Here is a 17,526-nt window from a genome sequence, read left to right as displayed (position 1 = left end):
TATAAGGTTCATTCCTTACGAGATGCCTTCTTACAAGTAACCTTATGCCTTTGAGCAAGTACTGCACGATAGTTATATGGACTTTCGCTATCTTCTTGTTTGATGAACAACCATTGATGAGGAATTCGAGACAGTAAGAAGGTAAGCTGTGATTCATTCAACTTTAGTTCAAGCCATGAGTCACCAATTTTAAGGTTTTCTTCCTTGAAAGAAATCCTTGTAAGGAGCAAGTTTTGTAATCCTTTAATGGTTATAAATTTAAACGTAAAACCATTTTTAATAGCGAGTACGATATCCTCCCAATGCTCTTCTGCATATTTGAAGAAGCTTTGCCAGCTCTCTTCTGATTTGCCTATATGACTTAGAGCACTGATTTTTTTCTCTCTGATAACCTCAATCAAATGATCTCCTTCAACCCCACCAGCTATTGCGGCTTCAATCATTAAACCAGCTGGCATTGATAATTTCACCATACTAATCCCCCATTATTAAAAGTTAAGTGCGTACTGGTCTCAAACTCTTTGTCCGTTTTATTGTTCTCCAGATAATGAATAATAAGAGCGATACAGCTAGAGAGAAACTCGTGTTAGCAATAGAATCTAAATCTCCCATATGCCTTATACCAATCCCGATAAATGCCCAAACGAATACAAGCGGATATATGAGATCATTGTTTTTGAAAATAAAAGCAAAAGCTAAAACCATACCGACAATAAGCATTGTAATTGTCCATGTTTCTGATGAAACTCCGAAACCATCCCATCCCGAATATTTTAGTACGATAGAAGTATTAACAATAGTAGCAACACTCACCCAGCCTAAATAGAAGGAAAAAGGAATTAGAATAAATTTTGGCCGATCTTCAACCCCTTTAATTCGAGAATAGATCATCATTAAGGATAGAAGTAATCCGATCATTACAACAAGTGAGAGGATCAACTGTTCATTATGCCACACAAAAACCCAGAGAGTGTTAAAGAAACAGTTAATAACAAACCAATAACCTATACTTTTGAAAGCAGGGTGATTTATTTGTTTAGGCATGGCTTGGTAAATGACCCAAATCGCGAGCAGTGTATAAATAAGTCCCCAAATGGAAAACGCATATCCAGAAGGAGTAATAAGGACATTATACTTCTCTGACAATGCTCCGGTTGTATTTCCGTTGATAGGTAATGCATTTGCCAGATAATTAACTAAAATAACAATTCCTAGGGCCGCCATATTCATATACGCTCTTAACTTTTCAGACATATGTAGTACCTCCTCATAGGATTTCTTTACTCCATGTATACCCTATTATGAGGATGTTTATGTGAAGCTAAAAGGCAATCCAACATTGGACTGCCTTTTTTGATGGTTACTTACTAAATGCTTGAGTACCAATTTCTGCTTCACGTTTGAATAAACGGCTATAAACGCCGTGGTCGGAATTAAGCAATGATTCATGTTTCCCAATTTCAATCACCTTGCCGTTTTCCATTACAATGATACGATTTGCGGCTAATACCGTCGACAATCGGTGTGAGATGATGAGAACGGTTTGTTTCGATTTTCTTTTATTGATGGCTTCATTAACTTGAACCTCTGTGATGGGATCTAATGCAGAGCTTGCTTCATCTAAAATAAGAATAGCAGCATCCTTAACAAGAGCCCTAGCAAGAGATAATCTTTGTTTTTGACCGCCAGACAACAAACTTCCCCGCTCGCCAACTACTGTATTTATGCCTTCTGGCAAGGTTTGAAGAAAATCTCCTAAACCGCTATCCTTAAGGGCACTTATTAACTCTTCATCCGTAGCATCTTGCTTTGCGATTCGCAGGTTATCAGCAATTGAACCATTCCGCAGCTGAACATCCTGTGAAACAATAGCAATCTGTGAGCGCAGCCACCCCGCATCAACCGTTGAAATATCCTTCCCGTCTAAATAGATAGAACCGCTTTCTGGTTCGTAAAGACGGAGTAATAAATCGACGATTGTGGATTTTCCGGAACCGCTCGGACCGACTAGTGCGATCGCTTCACCAGGTTGAACTTCAAACGATAACCCCTTAAGCACTTGTTCTTCTTTTTCTGGATAGCTAAATACAACGTCCTTTAATTTAATAGCTCCCTCTACTAGAGGCAATGTCATACCTTTTTCAGTTTCAGCGCGTGATGTCTTTTCACTTAATAAAATTTCAGATCGATCTAGAGCTGGACCGGTCCTTCTTACAGATAGCCAGTTTCTGAGCATCTTCTGCATTTCGTTTGCAGCAATGGCAACCAGTCCAGCTGCTGTAAGCATTTCACCGGCTGTTAATTTATCATTCCAGATTAGATACGCACTAAGCCCATAAACGACCGCTAGAGCGAGTCCGTTATAACTCCCTATTACAACAATCGATTGCATACGTGCTTTTAATTCCTTACGAGATTCTTTTATGAACAATTTACGAATCTCAGCCACACTTTGCACTTCTCCGTCAGAGACTCCTAACACCCTCGATAAGTGGATGCCTGTAACAGATTCGCGAAGTCTTTCAAGATAACGAGAGGCTTCTTTTCTGGCGTTTGCTGATGCTTGTCGTGTTCTTCGTCCCACTGCGTTAGATGTTAAATAGAAGATGACTCCTAACACTACGCTCGTTATCATCAAGAAAGGATGAATCCAAAGCAAAACAGCACTATATAGGACCACGCCTTGAACAGAAGCCATGAAGGTTGAACCTTCCCATGCGAGAAAGTTGTGCAACGTATCTGGATCATCAGATACCCTTGCCATCATCTCTCCTGATTGATTGTTCTGATAAAAAGAAAACGGCAAGACCTGCAGATGTTTGAACAAACGAAGCTTTTGCCAATTGGTTACGGATTTTGCAACATGATGACAAAAATATTCATCGATAACCATCAGGATTAAGTCAGCAACCGCTGCAAAAACGAGCAGCCACATTAACCCCCATAATAACTTATTTGATTCTCCTGGCAGGATGGTATCAACTAACCATCCTAAAGCTAGTGTTGGAATAAGCGCAGAGAAAACTTGGCTGACTGCAATGACAAAAGCGTCTGCGAAAACCCATTTTTTATGTGGTCTTAAAAAGGCAAGAACGCGTCTGCCGTCACGGTTTTTTGATTTGGCCGCTAATTGGCTCATATCGCTCTCTCCTTTTCTAATTCACTGTATTGGGCCATATAAAGTTTATAGTACTGACCTTTTTGAGCAAGCAGTTCCTCGTGTGTTCCTTCTTCAGCAACGATTCCTTTATCTAGAAGTAAAATTTTGTCCGCATCTCTAACCGTTATTAGACGGTGAGCGATTGTGATTGTTGTTCGACCTGGAATAAGTGTCTCTAGAGCAGCTTGAACACGTTCTTCTGTTTCACCATCAAGTGAAGAAGTTGCTTCATCAAAGATTAATAGAGCAGGATGTCTTAAAATGGCCCTTGCTAAAGCGACACGTTGCCTCTGACCACCTGACAATTTAAGGCCGCGTTCCCCAACAATGGTTTCATAACCATCAGGCAACCCAGCTATAAAGTCTGTAAGTCCTGCGGCAGCACATGCTGCTTCTAGATCTTCCTGAGTTGCATTTTTTCTTCCATATAATAAGTTCATTCGAAGTGTATGGTTTAATAGAAAGGTTTCTTGTGAAACGACACCTACCTGCTGCCGAAAAGAATTACGATTGTAATTCAGTAGATTTTGCTGATCGATTTCTATCATGCCAGCTTCCGGTTCATATAGACCGAGCAGTAATTGAATAAGCGTTGACTTTCCGCCGCCGCTCGTTCCTACTATTCCGATGTGCTGGCCAGATTTCATACTAAGAGATACACCTTTAAGAACATATTCTTCATTCCCTGGGTACCGGAACCATACATTTTTAACGTCAATATCGCCGCGTATGTCATTCATTTTTGGCAGGTTTTCTTCATGTTCAACGGGAAGATCAAAATATTCATAGATTCGTTGAAGAGCTGGAATTGCCTGCTGGATGATCAAGGCGTTCTCTGCAAGTGAACGGATTGGAAAAAACATAGTAGGAATAAAACCTAAACAAGCAACCAGTGTCCCGACGGATATCGTGTTATTCCAAACAGCCAATCCTCCAACTAGCATAACAACACCAGGTGTTGCGATATTGAACAAATTACCTAGACGCCAGTTTACTTTACCGATCAAAGCAGCACGAATCGAATAGTTCTTCCAGTCCGTAAGTTTCTGATCTTGTGTATGTATTTCTCTTTCTTGTGTTTGGAATGTACGAACTAGTCTTGTAGATTCGATGCTCTCTTGAAGATGATGATAGATATCTGCACGCATATCACGCTGGACGGCACTCATTTTACGCATGGTATTTCCAAGTTTGAATGATGGATATAAATAAATTGCAAATACACAGAACATAACGATCGCTACGGGCCAATATAAAGCAAATACGGCGATGAATGCAGCTATTGCACTCACCACTTGCTGAATGAATCGTGGAATGACCGTATTATTCAAGTTTTGTACCGCCTCTACATCGTGAGTTAGACGATAAAGCATATCCCCACGTGGCGTCGTCGTAAAGAATGACATAGGTGTTCGATGCAACCGTCCAAAAGCTCTCAACTGCATATCAGTAATGACATCCAGTCCAATTTGAACCTGAATATATTCCTGAAGCGACTCGAAAACCACTTTAAATAAAAAGGCAAACAATACCCCTGCTACAAGCCAGCCGATCATGTCTGTCATTTTATTAGGTAGTACTTCGTCCACGAGCTTCCCGGCTAATATAGGAGGTATAACGGTAAACGCCCCTCCTATTAGTGAACATCCAAAAGCAAGGAGAAGCCCCCTCCAATATGGCTTAAAATGCTTAAGTGTCTCCTTTAAAAGCTTCATATTTAATTCCCCCCTCTCGCTCCCAGCACTTTATTTTAAACCATTTTCTAAAAATTATCATTATTTTCACTTGTTATTTTTTTCAATAATAAGAAAAATATATAAAGCGGGAGATTGATCAATTATAAAGTATGTTCTAGTGTAAATCTTTTAAGGGATTTCATCTGAAATAGTCTATACGGACAGACATAAAAAAGACCAATACCAAACGTCGCGGCAAGCAACTGATTGATATTAGTCTTTTATGCGCATATAAAAAATTAAGGATTTACCCGTTTTAAAGGTTTAGTGGCAGGGCCTTCTACAACATCACCTTGATACGTAAAACGAGATCCGTGACACGGACAATCCCATGTTCGTTCACCGCTGTTCCATTCAACATCACAGCCTAAATGTGTACAAGCTGTATCCACAACAAACAATTCACCATTAGGGTCTCGATAAGCACCGCATCTTTTTCCGTCAACTGTTACTGCCCCGCCTTCATCTTTTTTAAGGCTGCGAGGGTTTTTAGACGGTCTCTCTAACTTTCCTGAGACAAAATGCTTAGCTACATCAGCATTTTCTTTAATAAATTGCTTAATATCGGAAGGATCAGCTTGGAATCGCTGAGGTTTGTACACTTCTGCAAATTCATTCTCTTTACCCATAATATGATCCCGAATGATATGGGCGGCTAATGTACCTGTTGTCATTCCCCATTTTCTGAATCCCGTAGCTACAAAGATACGATCATGCTTGTGTGTTAATTTACCGATGAAAGGTACTTTATCCAGCGTGATTAGATCTTGAGCTGACCAGCGGTATAATACTCTTTCTAAATTAAGCGATTTATTAGCTTCCTTTATTAGTGCTTCATAATGCTGATGGGTGGGGATTCCTTGTCCCGTTTGATGGCTTTCTCCTCCTATTAGAACGATATGTTCTCCATCTTGCAGTATGGATCTATAGGATCTTGCAGGATCATCTACACCTAGAAACATTCCTTGAGGGAACTTATCTTTTGTTTTAACTGCTAAAACATAAGAGCGTTCTGCCATCATCCTTGTGAAATAAAAACCCATTCCATCGAAAAAAGGAAAATGGGTACAGCAAGCTACAAAATTCCCTCTCACTTTATGCCCGTTTTCTGTGATTACCGTTGCTTTTTGGTCATCCTTATCTTCCTGTATATCTGTAGCTGTTGTGTTTTCATAGATCTTAACACCTAATGCATCCATTTCATTTAATAAGGCAATTAAGTATTTAACAGGATGGAAATGTGCTTGATTTTTCATCACAAGTGCTTTTTTATGTGGGATGTCAAACGGCATCTTATCAACCAATTTACCATTAATCCCAAGCTGCTCATATGCACTTGCTTCTTTCTCAAGTTTATTTATACCTTGTTCAGTATTCGCATAAAGAAACGCATCATGAGTTTCATAGTTACAATGGATGCCATTTTCTTTGATAAAATGACGAATGAACTCTCCTGCCGCTTCGTTAGATTTATAATACATTTTTGCCCGTTCTTCTCCTAGATGAGAGATCAGGCGGTCATAAATAACATTATGCTGAGATGTGATTTTTGCCGTAGTATGCCCCGTTGTTCCATTCAGGACTTTTCCTGCTTCAAGCAATATGACCTGTAAGCCTTCTTTAGCAAGAAGATAAGCAGTTGTGATACCTGCAATTCCACCACCAACCACAACTACATCTGATTGTGTATTCTCATTTAATGCAGGGTAAGTAGGAATATCCACGTTTTCTCGCCAAAGTGATTTCGGATATTGCGGTAAATTCTTATCAAAACTATTCACGGAGTACCTCCTATATGTAAACAATATTTTTAACCATTATTCCCCATCTATAACAGTAGCAACCACAAAAAATAAAAAAACAGGCTTAAATTTAGCCTGTTCTAAAATTTACTTGCTGATTCTTTTATGAAGAGCATAGTCGTAATTTCCTGGATAACTAATCATTTTGCCGTTATCCAACCATAAAGTTCTGTTAAAAAGTTTATTCATTAAATAACGGTCATGTGTGACTGTCAAAATCGTTCCGTTGAATTCTTCTAGAGCAATTTCTAACGCTTCGCGTGAATCGATATCTAAATGATTCGTAGGTTCATCTAGTATGAGAAAGTTGAATCCTTCATAGACGAGTTGGGCAAGCCTTAACCTTGTTCTTTCTCCACCACTTAGATCACTAGCTTTTTTATAAACGGAAGGGCCAAAGAACAAGAACTTTGCCAGGTGATGTCTCGCCTTACCTTCCTCCATCGGGACACGATCTCTAAAAATGTCCAAGACATTTAGATCTCCGTCTGTTTCTAAACCATTTTGTGATAAATAACCAATGGACACTGATGAACCAAGGTTAACAACACCATCATCAAAATCATGATTTAACAGGCCATTGATCAAAGTAGTTTTTCCGGAGCCGTTTTTACCTACAAGAGCAATCTTTTCTCCCTGTCTAATTTGAAGATCGACATCATCAAGAATAATGCGATCTTCAATTAATTTACTTACTCTTTCCAGAACAACAACATCCTGACCGCTTCTTTTATTGGAACTAAATTCGAAAGCTGCCTTTCTACTTTCAAGTGGGGGTCTTTTCATCGTTTGCATACGTTCGAGTGCCTTTTCCATACTTCTAGCCCGTTTGAAGAACTTTTCATTTCCGGAACGCGCTCCCCAATCTTTCAATTGTTTTATGGATTCTTTCATTTTTCTTACTTTCTTTTGTTGTTCCTGATAGTTTTCATATTCGGTCAATAGATTGTTTTCTTTTTCTTTCACAAACCCAGAGTATGGTTGGTTATATACCGTACATTCACCATCTTCTATATCAATCGTCTTCGTCGTAACTTTATCTAAAAAGTACCTATCATGACTAATAATCGCGAATGCCCCTTTATATTTGAGCAAGTAATTTTCCAGCCAGTTTATCGTGTCAATGTCTAAATGGTTAGTGGGCTCATCTAGCAAAAGAAGTTCGGGTTCTTGAAGAAGCAGACATGCTAGACCGACTTTTGTTTGTTCACCGCCACTTAATTGACTAAAAAGTTGGTTTGTATGATGTGATAAATCAAGACCAGCTAAAACACCATTTATTTTTGATTCTATTGAATAGCCATTTAAATTCTCATATTGTTCATAAAGCTTGTTTAATTTGTTTAAGTTCTTTTCAAGCCGATCTCCTTCAGATGGATCACTTAATAGAAGGTTAACTTCTCCTATCTTCTTTTCAATCTCTATAATCTCTTGAAATGTGGCTAAAACAACCTCGTAAACTGTGGAATGAACATCATGCTCAGGCATTTGGGCGAGGTATCCAACAGCTGCATCCTTTTTAAGAAAAATTGAACCTGAGTCACTCGATTCCAGGTTACTTAACAGCTTAAATAATGTTGTCTTTCCTGATCCATTTTGACCGACAATTCCAATTCGATCGTGTTCGCGAATTTCAAATGATATATTCTTAAGGATTTCATTTCCGCCGTACATTTTTTTTAGGTTCTGAACAGTGCATATAATCATGTTACATTTCTCCTTCAAAAAAAGTTATACCACTGTCCTCACCTTTTCCAAAGGTTCATTAAAAAAGCCATGAGCAAATAACACCTGCCCATGGTTTTACTGATAACATAGAAAAAGGAAAGGGTAAGGTTACTTATCGGTTTACAATATTTGAATAGCTGAATTTGGACAGACTCCACCAATTTCGAAAAATCACATAAGTAATTGAACGAGAAACTACGAGCCAGCTAAACAATTGCAAACCTTTAAGCATTCCTTACACCTCCTTCACCGTGTATCCATTAATTGTTACTATTTCATTATATGACAGAATTTTCAAAACTGCAAACAGGTAAAAAGTTGGAGAAAAAAATTAATAAAGCAGGGATATTGAAAATTATATCGAATTAGTTTTAAATATTTATATAATTCTGAAAAGGGTGTGTCTTATGAAGGTAAAATCAAATTATCTTTCCAGAACAAAAGTAACATATGTAACAGAAGATATGTCAATTAGTGAAGCCCGTTATACCATCATTCAGTCAGGGTACCGTTGTATTCCGGTATTAGACAAAAAAGGTGAAAAATTTGTGGGTTTACTTTTTAAGGAGACAACATCCGATTATATTATTGATAATTTAGGTTCTGTCAAAGAAAACGTTAGCAGAATTGCAGAGGAAAAAGATGCCTTTATCCATGAGAATACATCCTATTTTAAAGTATTGTTCTCGATCCGACGTCTTCCTTTCATGGCGGTAGTTGATGATGATCATAACTTCTTAGGAATTATTACTCATTCAAAAGTTATGGATATTTTGCAAGATTCGTATGGTATTAAAAATGGCGGTTACTCTTTAACTGTTTCAACTACAGAGGGAAAAGGATCGCTAAGAAAATTATTTACTGCTATCCATGAAGATTACAATATTGAAGGTGTCTTTACACAAGATGCCGGAAAACAGTTTTTACGCAGAGTTGTTATCACATTTAATAAAAGTGTTTCACGTGAAGAAATTGATGAATTGGTTCATCGTGTTGAGGCAAATGGATTTAAAGTAGCGGATATTGAAGATCTTAGAACTACTGCTAAGGTTTAATGAGTGTAAACGAAAAATACGTTCCCACAACTTGGGGAACGTATTTTTTGCCTTTTATTTAACTTCTTGCGGAACCTCTAATCCCAGTCCTTTCGCTACACGCGTACCGTAATCTGGATCTGCTTTGTAGAAATGCTGGATCTGCCGTAATTTGATTGCATCGGATTCAACTGGTTTCATGGCTCCAACAATTGTCTCGATTAGTCTCGAACGTTCTTCTTCACTAATTAAGCGATATAAATCTCCAGGCTGAGTATAGTGATCATGGTGATCATAGCCTACACTATCTGCTACACCTGACACTGGAAAAGCAGTTTGTTTATTTTCATGAGATTCTTTGGGTCCGCCAAAACTATTAGGCTCGTAATATATGGATCCACCACCATTATTATCAAAACGCATTTGGCCATCTCTTTGATAATTGTTCACTTCATTTCGCGGACGATTGATCGGAAGTGCTTGATGGTTCGCTCCTACCCGGTAGCGATGTGCATCATGGTAAGCAAACAGACGGCCCTGAAGCATCTTATCAGGAGATACATCAATCCCCGGTACTAATGTTCCAGGTGAAAAAGTAGCTTGTTCTACCTCTGCAAAATAATTTTCAGGATTTTTATTTAAAACCATACGGCCAACTTCAATGAGTGGATAATCTTTTTGTGACCAAACTTTAGTAACATCAAATGGATCAAAACGGTAAGTATTTGCATCTTCAAGTGGCATTATTTGTACATAGAGCTTCCAAGAAGGGAATTCACCTTTTTCAATCGCGTTGAATAGATCTTCTGTATGATAATCAGGGTTTTCTCCAGCGATTTTAGCGGCAACTTCGTTTGAGAGATTTTTTATACCCTGTTCTGTTTTAAAGTGATACTTCACCCATACCCCATCGCCTTCTCTATTTACCCATTTAAATGTATGACTTCCAAAGCCATGCATGTGGCGGAATGTGGCAGGAATTCCTCTGTCAGACATAAGGATGGTTACCTGGTGAAGGGATTCCGGTGATAATGACCAAAAATCCCAGATCGCGTTCGGATTTTTCAAGTGTGTTTGAGGATGACGTTTTTGAGTATGAATAAAATCAGGAAACTTGATAGCATCTCGAATAAAGAATACTGGTGTGTTGTTACCTACAAGATCATAATTTCCTTCTTCTGTATAAAATTTAACTGCAAATCCACGGGGATCTCTAACAGTATCAGCAGAGCCATTTTCCCCTGCCACTGTAGAAAAACGGACAAACAGTGGTGTTCTTTTTCCAACTTCAGATAAGAAATGTGCTTTTGTGTATTTTCTCATGTCGTTTGTTACTTCAAAATAGCCATGAGCGCCTGCACCTTTTGCATGTACAACTCGTTCTGGTACGCGTTCGCGGTTAAAATGAGCCAACTTCTCTAAAAGATGAACGTCTTGAATTAAAGTAGGGCCTCTAGATCCTGCAGTCATCGAATTCTGATTGTCCCCTACAGGAGCTCCCCAACTAGTAGTTAAGTGTTTGTTACTATTACTCAAACTTAATCACCTCATTATTGGAATAGTTTGTACACTCTAATGATATCACCTCTCAACGGATAATCAATACTTTTTTATAATAATTCTAATATGAAAAATGTTATAATCTGTCGAATGATAGAAATATGGGACATTTCATAAGGAACTAGTCTTCTAATTAGATCATAAAAAAGCCAGTATCCTATTGGATACTGGCTCAAACTATTTTTTATTATGGATTTGATAAACGTTGAAGCTGATCAAAGAATGAAGGATACGAAACAGCAACGGCTTCGCTTTGGTCTAGTGTTGTCTCGCCTTCTGCAAGGCAAGCGGCAATACTTAACATCATTCCGATGCGGTGATCGCCGTAACTTTGAACAGACGCTCCTTTTAAAGGAGATTTCCCATGAATGATCATTCCATCTTCGGTAGCTTCGATTTGCGCTCCCATCTTCTGAAGCTCGTTTACCACCGTTTCGATACGATCGGTTTCTTTAACACGTAATTCCTGTGCATCTTTTATAATCGTTTCACCTTCAGCTTGTGTAGCTGCCAATGCAATAATCGGAATCTCATCGATCAATCTCGGAATAACATCTCCTTCGATGACCGTTCCTTTAAGGGACGAGGTTTTAACTACTAGGTCTCCATAAGGTTCAGATGCTTCCTCATTCACATTTTCATACGAGATCTCTGCACCCATATCGTGAAGAACATCTAAAATACCGGTACGGGTCGGGTTAAGACCCACTTTTTGGAGAGTAATCGTGCTTTCAGGAACAATAGCTCCAGCCACTAAGAAAAAGGCTGCAGAAGATATATCACCAGGAACTTCAATATGAGTACCTTTCAGCTGTTGTCCGCCGTCAATCGAAACTGTTAAGTTATCGGACTTCAGCTCTACTCCAAAAGCTTCCAGCATCCGTTCTGTATGATCTCTCGATTTAAGAGGTTCTGTAACAGATGTTGTTCCTTCACCTTGTAATCCAGCAAGGAGAATGGCTGATTTTACTTGAGCACTTGCAATTGGAGAATGGTAGTGAATGCCTTTCACATTTCCCCCTTTTATGTGAAGAGGAACTTTGTTTCCTTCCTCGTTGCCTTCAATCTCTGCACCCATCTCCCTTAATGGCTTTGTAACCCGATTCATCGGTCTTTTTGCAATAGACTCGTCTCCTGTTAACACAGAAGAAAAAGAAGTATTGGCAAGGATTCCAAGCATCAAACGAATGGTCGTACCAGAATTGCCAACATACAGGTCATCAGAAGACTGTTTTAAACCTGAGATTCCGCTTCCTTCAACCGTTACATGCTCACCATCCTGAACAATGTTTACTCCAAGTTTTTTAAAACAAGAAATAGTACTCAGACAATCTTCACCAGTTAAGAAACCGTTTATGGTGGTCTTTCCTTCTGCTATGGAGCCAAACATGACTGATCGATGAGAAATCGATTTGTCTCCTGGCACTTTAATGGTTCCATTTAAGCGATGAATAGGCGTTAATTGTTTTTTCATAAAAAGTGCCTCCTTATTCCGTGATATGAGTTAAATAATTTTCTTGGTGTAATACTTTTTGTGCCTTATCACGGTCGTTATCATTTTGGAAACTTAATCTCAGCACACCATTGAGGTCTTCTCTCACTTCAAGAATGGTAATGTTGATAATGCTGATTTCAAATTCTGCTAATAGTGTAGTTACTTTAGATAGAGCACCCGTTGTATCTAAAATATCTACATATAAATCAGAAAACGGCTGAATCGCTCCTTTTGAACGAACAGGGAGTCCGTCTCGGAACAATTTTGCGCCATGGAAATAATCAAATAATTGTTTTGGATCACCAATTTCAACATAGCTTATCACTTGTTCCATCTCTTCTTTCCAATCGGATAAAAGAGTTAATAGATGGTCCTTGTTCTGGCTGACGATATCACTCCACATTTTTGGAGAACTTGAAGCAATCCGTGTGATATCCCGAAAACCGCCCGCCGCCAGCTGTTGGACGAGTGGATTCTCATTCGCATGTTTTTGAGCAAGTCTCACAAGGCTCGATGCAATCAGATGAGGAAAATGACTGACGATACCCGTTAGAAAATCATGTTCATCCGGCTCAGCCACGATAAACTTCGCACGCGTCCCTTTTAACCAGTCTTTCGCTTCTTCTATTTCCGATGCAGAAGCAATAGAACTAGGTGTGAGAATATAATAAGCATTTTCTAGTAAGTGTGGTCGAGCACTTTCTACTCCTGTTTTATGCGATCCTGCCATTGGGTGCCCGCCAATAAAAACAATATTTTGTTCAGCGAGCTTTTCGGCCTTTTCCATTATGGTTTTCTTCGTACTTCCGACATCCATGACAAGTGCTTTAATAGCTGGTCTAATGGAAGAGAGTTGATCCATAATGTTCAATGTGGCTTCAACGGGTGTAGCAATTATAATAAGGTCAGCTTTAGCTGCTTCTTGTTGCAAATCAGTTGCGACTTTGTCAATGACTCCTAAACTTACTGCTTTCTCACAATTGGCAGCCTGGACGTCATATCCTGCGATAGCCACATCATGTTCTTTTTTTATTGTTAAAGCGATTGATCCGCCAATCAATCCAACTCCTATCAGCAAGACGTTCCTCATGTGCAGGCTCCTTTGATGTTAATTCTCTTCTAAGAATTGAGTTAATTTCTTCTCTAGGTCGTTAGCTTGGTAAGGTGTGATAGTGGGTTGTCCTATTTGTTCTAAGAGCACCATATTAATCGTCCCTCCTGCTGCTTTCTTATCCTTTTTCATTCTGTTAATAAGAGAGGGTACCGAAAGATTCTTCGGTATAGGAGCGAATCCTAGGTCATTTAACCAACTTTTAAGATCATTTCCAAGCTGAACCGTTTTTTTGTTAAGGGATAAAGCAAAAACCATCCCACGAGCCACAGCCTCACCATGCGTAATTCCTTTGTATTGACGTTCACCTTCAATAGCGTGCCCGAGTGTGTGGCCAAAGTTTAAGAATGCTCTGATGCCCTTTTCTCTCTCATCTTGAGAGACGACTTCGTTCTTTATTTCAATTCCTCTTGTAAGGCAGTTTAACAGGTGCTCACCTTTTAGATCAGTAAGTGATTTGATGTTGTTGTTCAAATAATCATAGAAGCTGGGGTCAGCTATTAATGCATGCTTGATTACTTCCGCAAATCCAGACCTTATTTCATTTTCAGGTAAAGTAGATAGAAAATCTGTTGAATAGATAACAGCTTCTGGTTGGTGAAAAACACCGATCATATTTTTGCCTTCAGGGTGATTGATCCCTGTCTTCCCTCCTACGGCACTATCATGAGCAAGGATGGTCGTTGGAATTTGAATAAACCGTATTCCTCTCATATACGTACCGGCAACAAAACCGGCGATGTCACCGATCATTCCACCGCCTAGCGCTAAGATTACAGAAGACCGATCAAGCCCTATCTCTAATGCGAAACTTTGGCACGCATAATAGTTATCAAAAGATTTCTGACTATCTCCCGGCTCGATCTGAAAAGTTTCATAGGATACCTTTTCATCAAGCTCTGATTGAATATCATTAAGGTATAACTCTCCTACATGATGATCGGTGATGATCAGCACATTTTTTGGTGCAGGATCTAATGATTGTAAAACCTCACCTAGCTTCGGAATCACTTTTTCCCCTAAATAAACGGGATACGTTTTAGAAGGTGTCTTGATAGTGATCTGCTCCATTTAAAACGCCCTCGCACGCTCTTGATGCTGAACAATGTTCTTTTTAATCACTTCCATATTGTCCTGACCAAATTGCTGTATGAGTGCGCTAGCCAGTTCCCATGCTACTACAGATTCTGCAACGACACTTGCTGCAGGAACAGCACAGCTGTCAGATCTTTCGATACTTGCTGCAAATGCTTCTTTTGTTTCAATATCAACACTTTGAAGAGGTTTGTATAATGTCGGAATCGGCTTCATTACGCCACGGACGACAACTGGCATCCCTGTTGTCATTCCACCTTCGAAACCACCTGCATTGTTCGTTTTTCGTGTGTATCCATTTTCGATGTCCCATTGAATCTCGTCATGAACTACACTGCCTGGTTTTCTTGCTGCTTCAAAACCAATGCCGATCTCAGCGCCTTTAAATGCATTAATGCTCATGATTGCTGCAGCAAGTTTTGCATCGAGCTTGTTGTCATAGTGCGTATAGCTTCCTACAGCTACTGGCATACCTTCCGCGATAACTTCTACGATACCCCCGATTGAATCACCGTTTTCTTTCGCACGGTCAATGGCATTCATCATTTCTTTTTCGGCTGTTTCATCTAGGCATCTAACAGGAGATGCTTCTGTTTTTTCACGAAGTTCGCTAAGTGTTTCATAAGTGGTATGTTCAGCTCGCACACCGCCGATTTCCAGCACATGGCCCCCTACTTCTATACCTAACTCTTTTAGAATTTTCTTAGCCACAGCACCCGCTGCAACACGTACGGTGGTCTCTCGTGCTGATGATCTTTCCAATACATTTCTCATATCACGATGGTTGTATTTTATCGCTCCGTTTAGATCAGCGTGTCCAGGGCGCGGTCTGGAAATAACACGTTTTATTTCTGCATTTTCATCTTCAAGTGGTTCTGCACCCATGATTTTTGTCCAATGAGTAAAATCCTTGTTTTCAACTGCTAAGGTGATCGGTGAACCGAGTGTTATACCATGTCTTACACCGCTAAGAATCTGGACTTGGTCTTTCTCGATCTGCATACGGCGACCTCTGCCATGTCCTTTTTGTCTTCTAGCCAGCTCTTCATTTATGTCTTCAGCTAAGAGAGGAAGACCAGCTGGCACACCCTCTATAATCGTTGTAAGCTGCGGTCCGTGTGACTCACCAGCTGTTAAATATCTCATTTCCATTCCTCCAATGTGCTGTTTTGTCTAATTTTTTTGTACAAAAAAATCCCTGCTTATAAGCAGGGACGAATAAATCGCGATACCACCCTGACAGCAAAGATAAACTTTGCCACCTTCATTGTCATAACGGAAAGTCCGGCTTTTAAAAAGCGTGCTCAAGAACTGTAATTCGCGAAAGGCTTTGTACTGATTTTCACCACCATCAGCTCTCTTTAACAGGGAACCTTCTCACTACTCGCATTCTTTCATAGCAATTTATTTTATAAAGTTATAGACAGTTTTAACACGTTGAAGCGCTGTTGTAAAGGGAATTCTTTCATTTTTCATAAAATTTACACTACCTACATCTAAGAGTCAACTTAAGCAAAATGAACATTCTGAAATTTAATAAAACTTTTTTTGGATAAGTACTTGACTTTCTTTTCAAATCCCTTTAAAGTAACAAGCAATACTTTATGAGACACACGCTTTAAAGCGCGAAAGTGTCCTGTGTAATAAAAACTGTCAAATCGCCTATTAGCGGCCGCGATATAGGATATGAAAAAGAAGTAAAACAAATTGGGAGGAACCGCCGATGTCAAACGAATTAGAAGTGTTACGCAAACAAGTTGATGAGATTTCTTTAAAAATTTTGGAACTATTAAACGAGCGTGGCCATGTCGCGCAGAAGATTGGAAAATTAAAAGAAACGCAAGGTGTAAAGCGTTTTGATCCAGTGAGAGAGAGAGCTCTATTAGATTTGATTGCTTCACAAAATGATGGACCATTCGAAACATCTACTGTTCAGCATATCTTCAAACAAATTTTCAAAGCAAGTCTTGAACTACAAAAAGATGATAATCGAAAAGCATTACTCGTTTCTCGTAAAAAGAAACCGGAAGATACAGTAGTAAATGTAAAAGGTGAAAAGATTGGTGATGGAAATCCTCACTTCATCATGGGACCTTGTGCGGTTGAAAGCTACGAGCAAGTGAAACAAGTTGCTGAAGTCATTGCTGGAAAAGGATTGACCTTAATTCGAGGCGGTGCATTTAAGCCGCGTACCTCCCCTTACGATTTCCAAGGTCTTGGTCTTGAAGGTCTAAAGATTCTCCGTAAAGTTGCGGATGAACATCAACTTGCTGTAGTAAGTGAGATCTTAAATCCGAATGACATTGAAATGGCACTTGATTATGTTGATGTTATCCAAATCGGTGCACGTAACATGCAAAACTTTGACTTATTAAAAGCTGCTGGTTCAGTAAACAAACCCGTTCTCTTGAAACGTGGATTATCAGCTACGATCGAAGAGTTCATGTACGCTGCTGAATACATTCTAGCTCAAGGAAACAGCCAAGTTATCCTATGTGAGCGTGGAATCCGTACTTACGAGCGTGCAACACGTAACACGCTTGACATCTCTGCTGTACCAATCTTGAAGAAAGAAACACATTTACCGGTAGTAGTGGATGTGACGCATTCTACGGGTCGTAAGGACCTTCTATTGCCTGCTGCAAAAGCAGCGATGGCGATCGGTGCAGATGCGGTAATGGCTGAAGTACACCCGGATCCAGCTGTTGCTCTATCTGATTCCGCTCAACAAATGAACATTCCAGAATTCCATGAATTCATGGATGCCCTTTTAAATAAGGAGAAAGTGAAATTACATTCTTAATA

The 17,526-nt window shown here is 39.4% G+C and carries 13 protein-coding genes and 1 other annotated feature; of the genes, 2 read left to right on the top strand and 11 right to left on the bottom strand.

What is annotated here, in order from left to right; translation table 11 throughout:
- Window positions 1-8: 8 nt before the first annotated feature.
- The 6 genes from M3206_RS13030 to abc-f form a co-directional block, all read right to left on the bottom strand.
- Window positions 9-473: a hypothetical protein gene (locus M3206_RS13030; protein WP_251312964.1), complete on the bottom strand. Its 465-nt coding sequence runs from the start codon at window positions 471-473 to the stop codon at window positions 9-11.
- A gap of 22 nt (window positions 474-495) precedes the next feature.
- Window positions 496-1,254, bottom strand: a complete 759-nt coding sequence (locus M3206_RS13025; RefSeq protein WP_251312963.1) for a TspO/MBR family protein — start codon at window positions 1,252-1,254, stop codon at window positions 496-498.
- Window positions 1,255-1,360: 106 nt separating this feature from the next.
- Window positions 1,361-3,139 (bottom strand): ABC transporter ATP-binding protein, encoded by a 1,779-nt coding sequence (locus M3206_RS13020; RefSeq protein WP_251312962.1) that lies wholly within the window; start codon window positions 3,137-3,139, stop codon window positions 1,361-1,363.
- Window positions 3,136-4,875, bottom strand: a complete 1,740-nt coding sequence (locus M3206_RS13015) for an ABC transporter ATP-binding protein (RefSeq protein ID WP_251312961.1) — start codon at window positions 4,873-4,875, stop codon at window positions 3,136-3,138. Before M3206_RS13015 ends, M3206_RS13020 begins: the two co-directional genes overlap by 4 nt.
- A gap of 260 nt (window positions 4,876-5,135) precedes the next feature.
- Window positions 5,136-6,677 (bottom strand): FAD-dependent oxidoreductase, encoded by a 1,542-nt coding sequence (locus tag M3206_RS13010; RefSeq protein ID WP_251312960.1) that lies wholly within the window; start codon window positions 6,675-6,677, stop codon window positions 5,136-5,138.
- 108 nt (window positions 6,678-6,785) lie between these two features.
- Window positions 6,786-8,405: a ribosomal protection-like ABC-F family protein gene (abc-f, locus tag M3206_RS13005; protein ID WP_251312959.1), complete on the bottom strand. Its 1,620-nt coding sequence runs from the start codon at window positions 8,403-8,405 to the stop codon at window positions 6,786-6,788.
- A gap of 428 nt (window positions 8,406-8,833) precedes the next feature.
- On the opposite strand from abc-f, the gene cbpA reads away from it, so the two are divergent.
- On the top strand, window positions 8,834-9,481 hold the full coding sequence (cbpA, locus tag M3206_RS13000; protein ID WP_251312958.1) for a cyclic di-AMP binding protein CbpA: 648 nt from the start codon (window positions 8,834-8,836) through the stop codon (window positions 9,479-9,481).
- A 54-nt stretch (window positions 9,482-9,535) separates the two neighbouring features.
- On the opposite strand, the gene katA is transcribed toward cbpA, so the two are convergent.
- The 5 genes from katA to aroC form a co-directional block, all read right to left on the bottom strand.
- Window positions 9,536-10,996, bottom strand: a complete 1,461-nt coding sequence (gene katA, locus M3206_RS12995; RefSeq protein ID WP_285876962.1) for a catalase KatA — start codon at window positions 10,994-10,996, stop codon at window positions 9,536-9,538.
- 211 nt (window positions 10,997-11,207) lie between these two features.
- Entirely contained in the window at window positions 11,208-12,494 is a 1,287-nt protein-coding gene (aroA, locus tag M3206_RS12990; RefSeq protein ID WP_251312957.1) for a 3-phosphoshikimate 1-carboxyvinyltransferase, read from the bottom strand.
- Between the two features lie 13 nt (window positions 12,495-12,507).
- Window positions 12,508-13,605: a prephenate dehydrogenase gene (locus tag M3206_RS12985; protein ID WP_251312956.1), complete on the bottom strand. Its 1,098-nt coding sequence runs from the start codon at window positions 13,603-13,605 to the stop codon at window positions 12,508-12,510.
- 18 nt (window positions 13,606-13,623) lie between these two features.
- A complete protein-coding gene (gene aroB / locus M3206_RS12980) occupies window positions 13,624-14,697 on the bottom strand; it encodes a 3-dehydroquinate synthase (RefSeq protein ID WP_251312955.1) in 1,074 nt (357 codons plus the stop codon).
- Complete coding sequence (gene aroC / locus M3206_RS12975) at window positions 14,698-15,867, bottom strand: chorismate synthase (RefSeq protein ID WP_251312954.1); 1,170 nt, start codon at window positions 15,865-15,867, stop codon at window positions 14,698-14,700.
- Between the two features lie 61 nt (window positions 15,868-15,928).
- Window positions 15,929-16,128: a binding site (T-box leader), on the bottom strand.
- Window positions 16,129-16,444: 316 nt separating this feature from the next.
- Between aroC and M3206_RS12970 the strand changes: the two genes are divergently transcribed.
- Window positions 16,445-17,524 (top strand): bifunctional 3-deoxy-7-phosphoheptulonate synthase/chorismate mutase, encoded by a 1,080-nt coding sequence (locus M3206_RS12970; RefSeq protein ID WP_251312953.1) that lies wholly within the window; start codon window positions 16,445-16,447, stop codon window positions 17,522-17,524.
- Window positions 17,525-17,526: the final 2 nt, after the last annotated feature.

Source organism: Fictibacillus phosphorivorans (assembly GCF_023715845.1).
GTDB lineage: Bacteria > Bacillota > Bacilli > Bacillales > Fictibacillaceae > Fictibacillus > Fictibacillus phosphorivorans_D.
The sequence above is the reverse complement of the archived record's forward strand: the minus strand, read 5'-3'. Positions and strand labels throughout refer to the sequence as shown.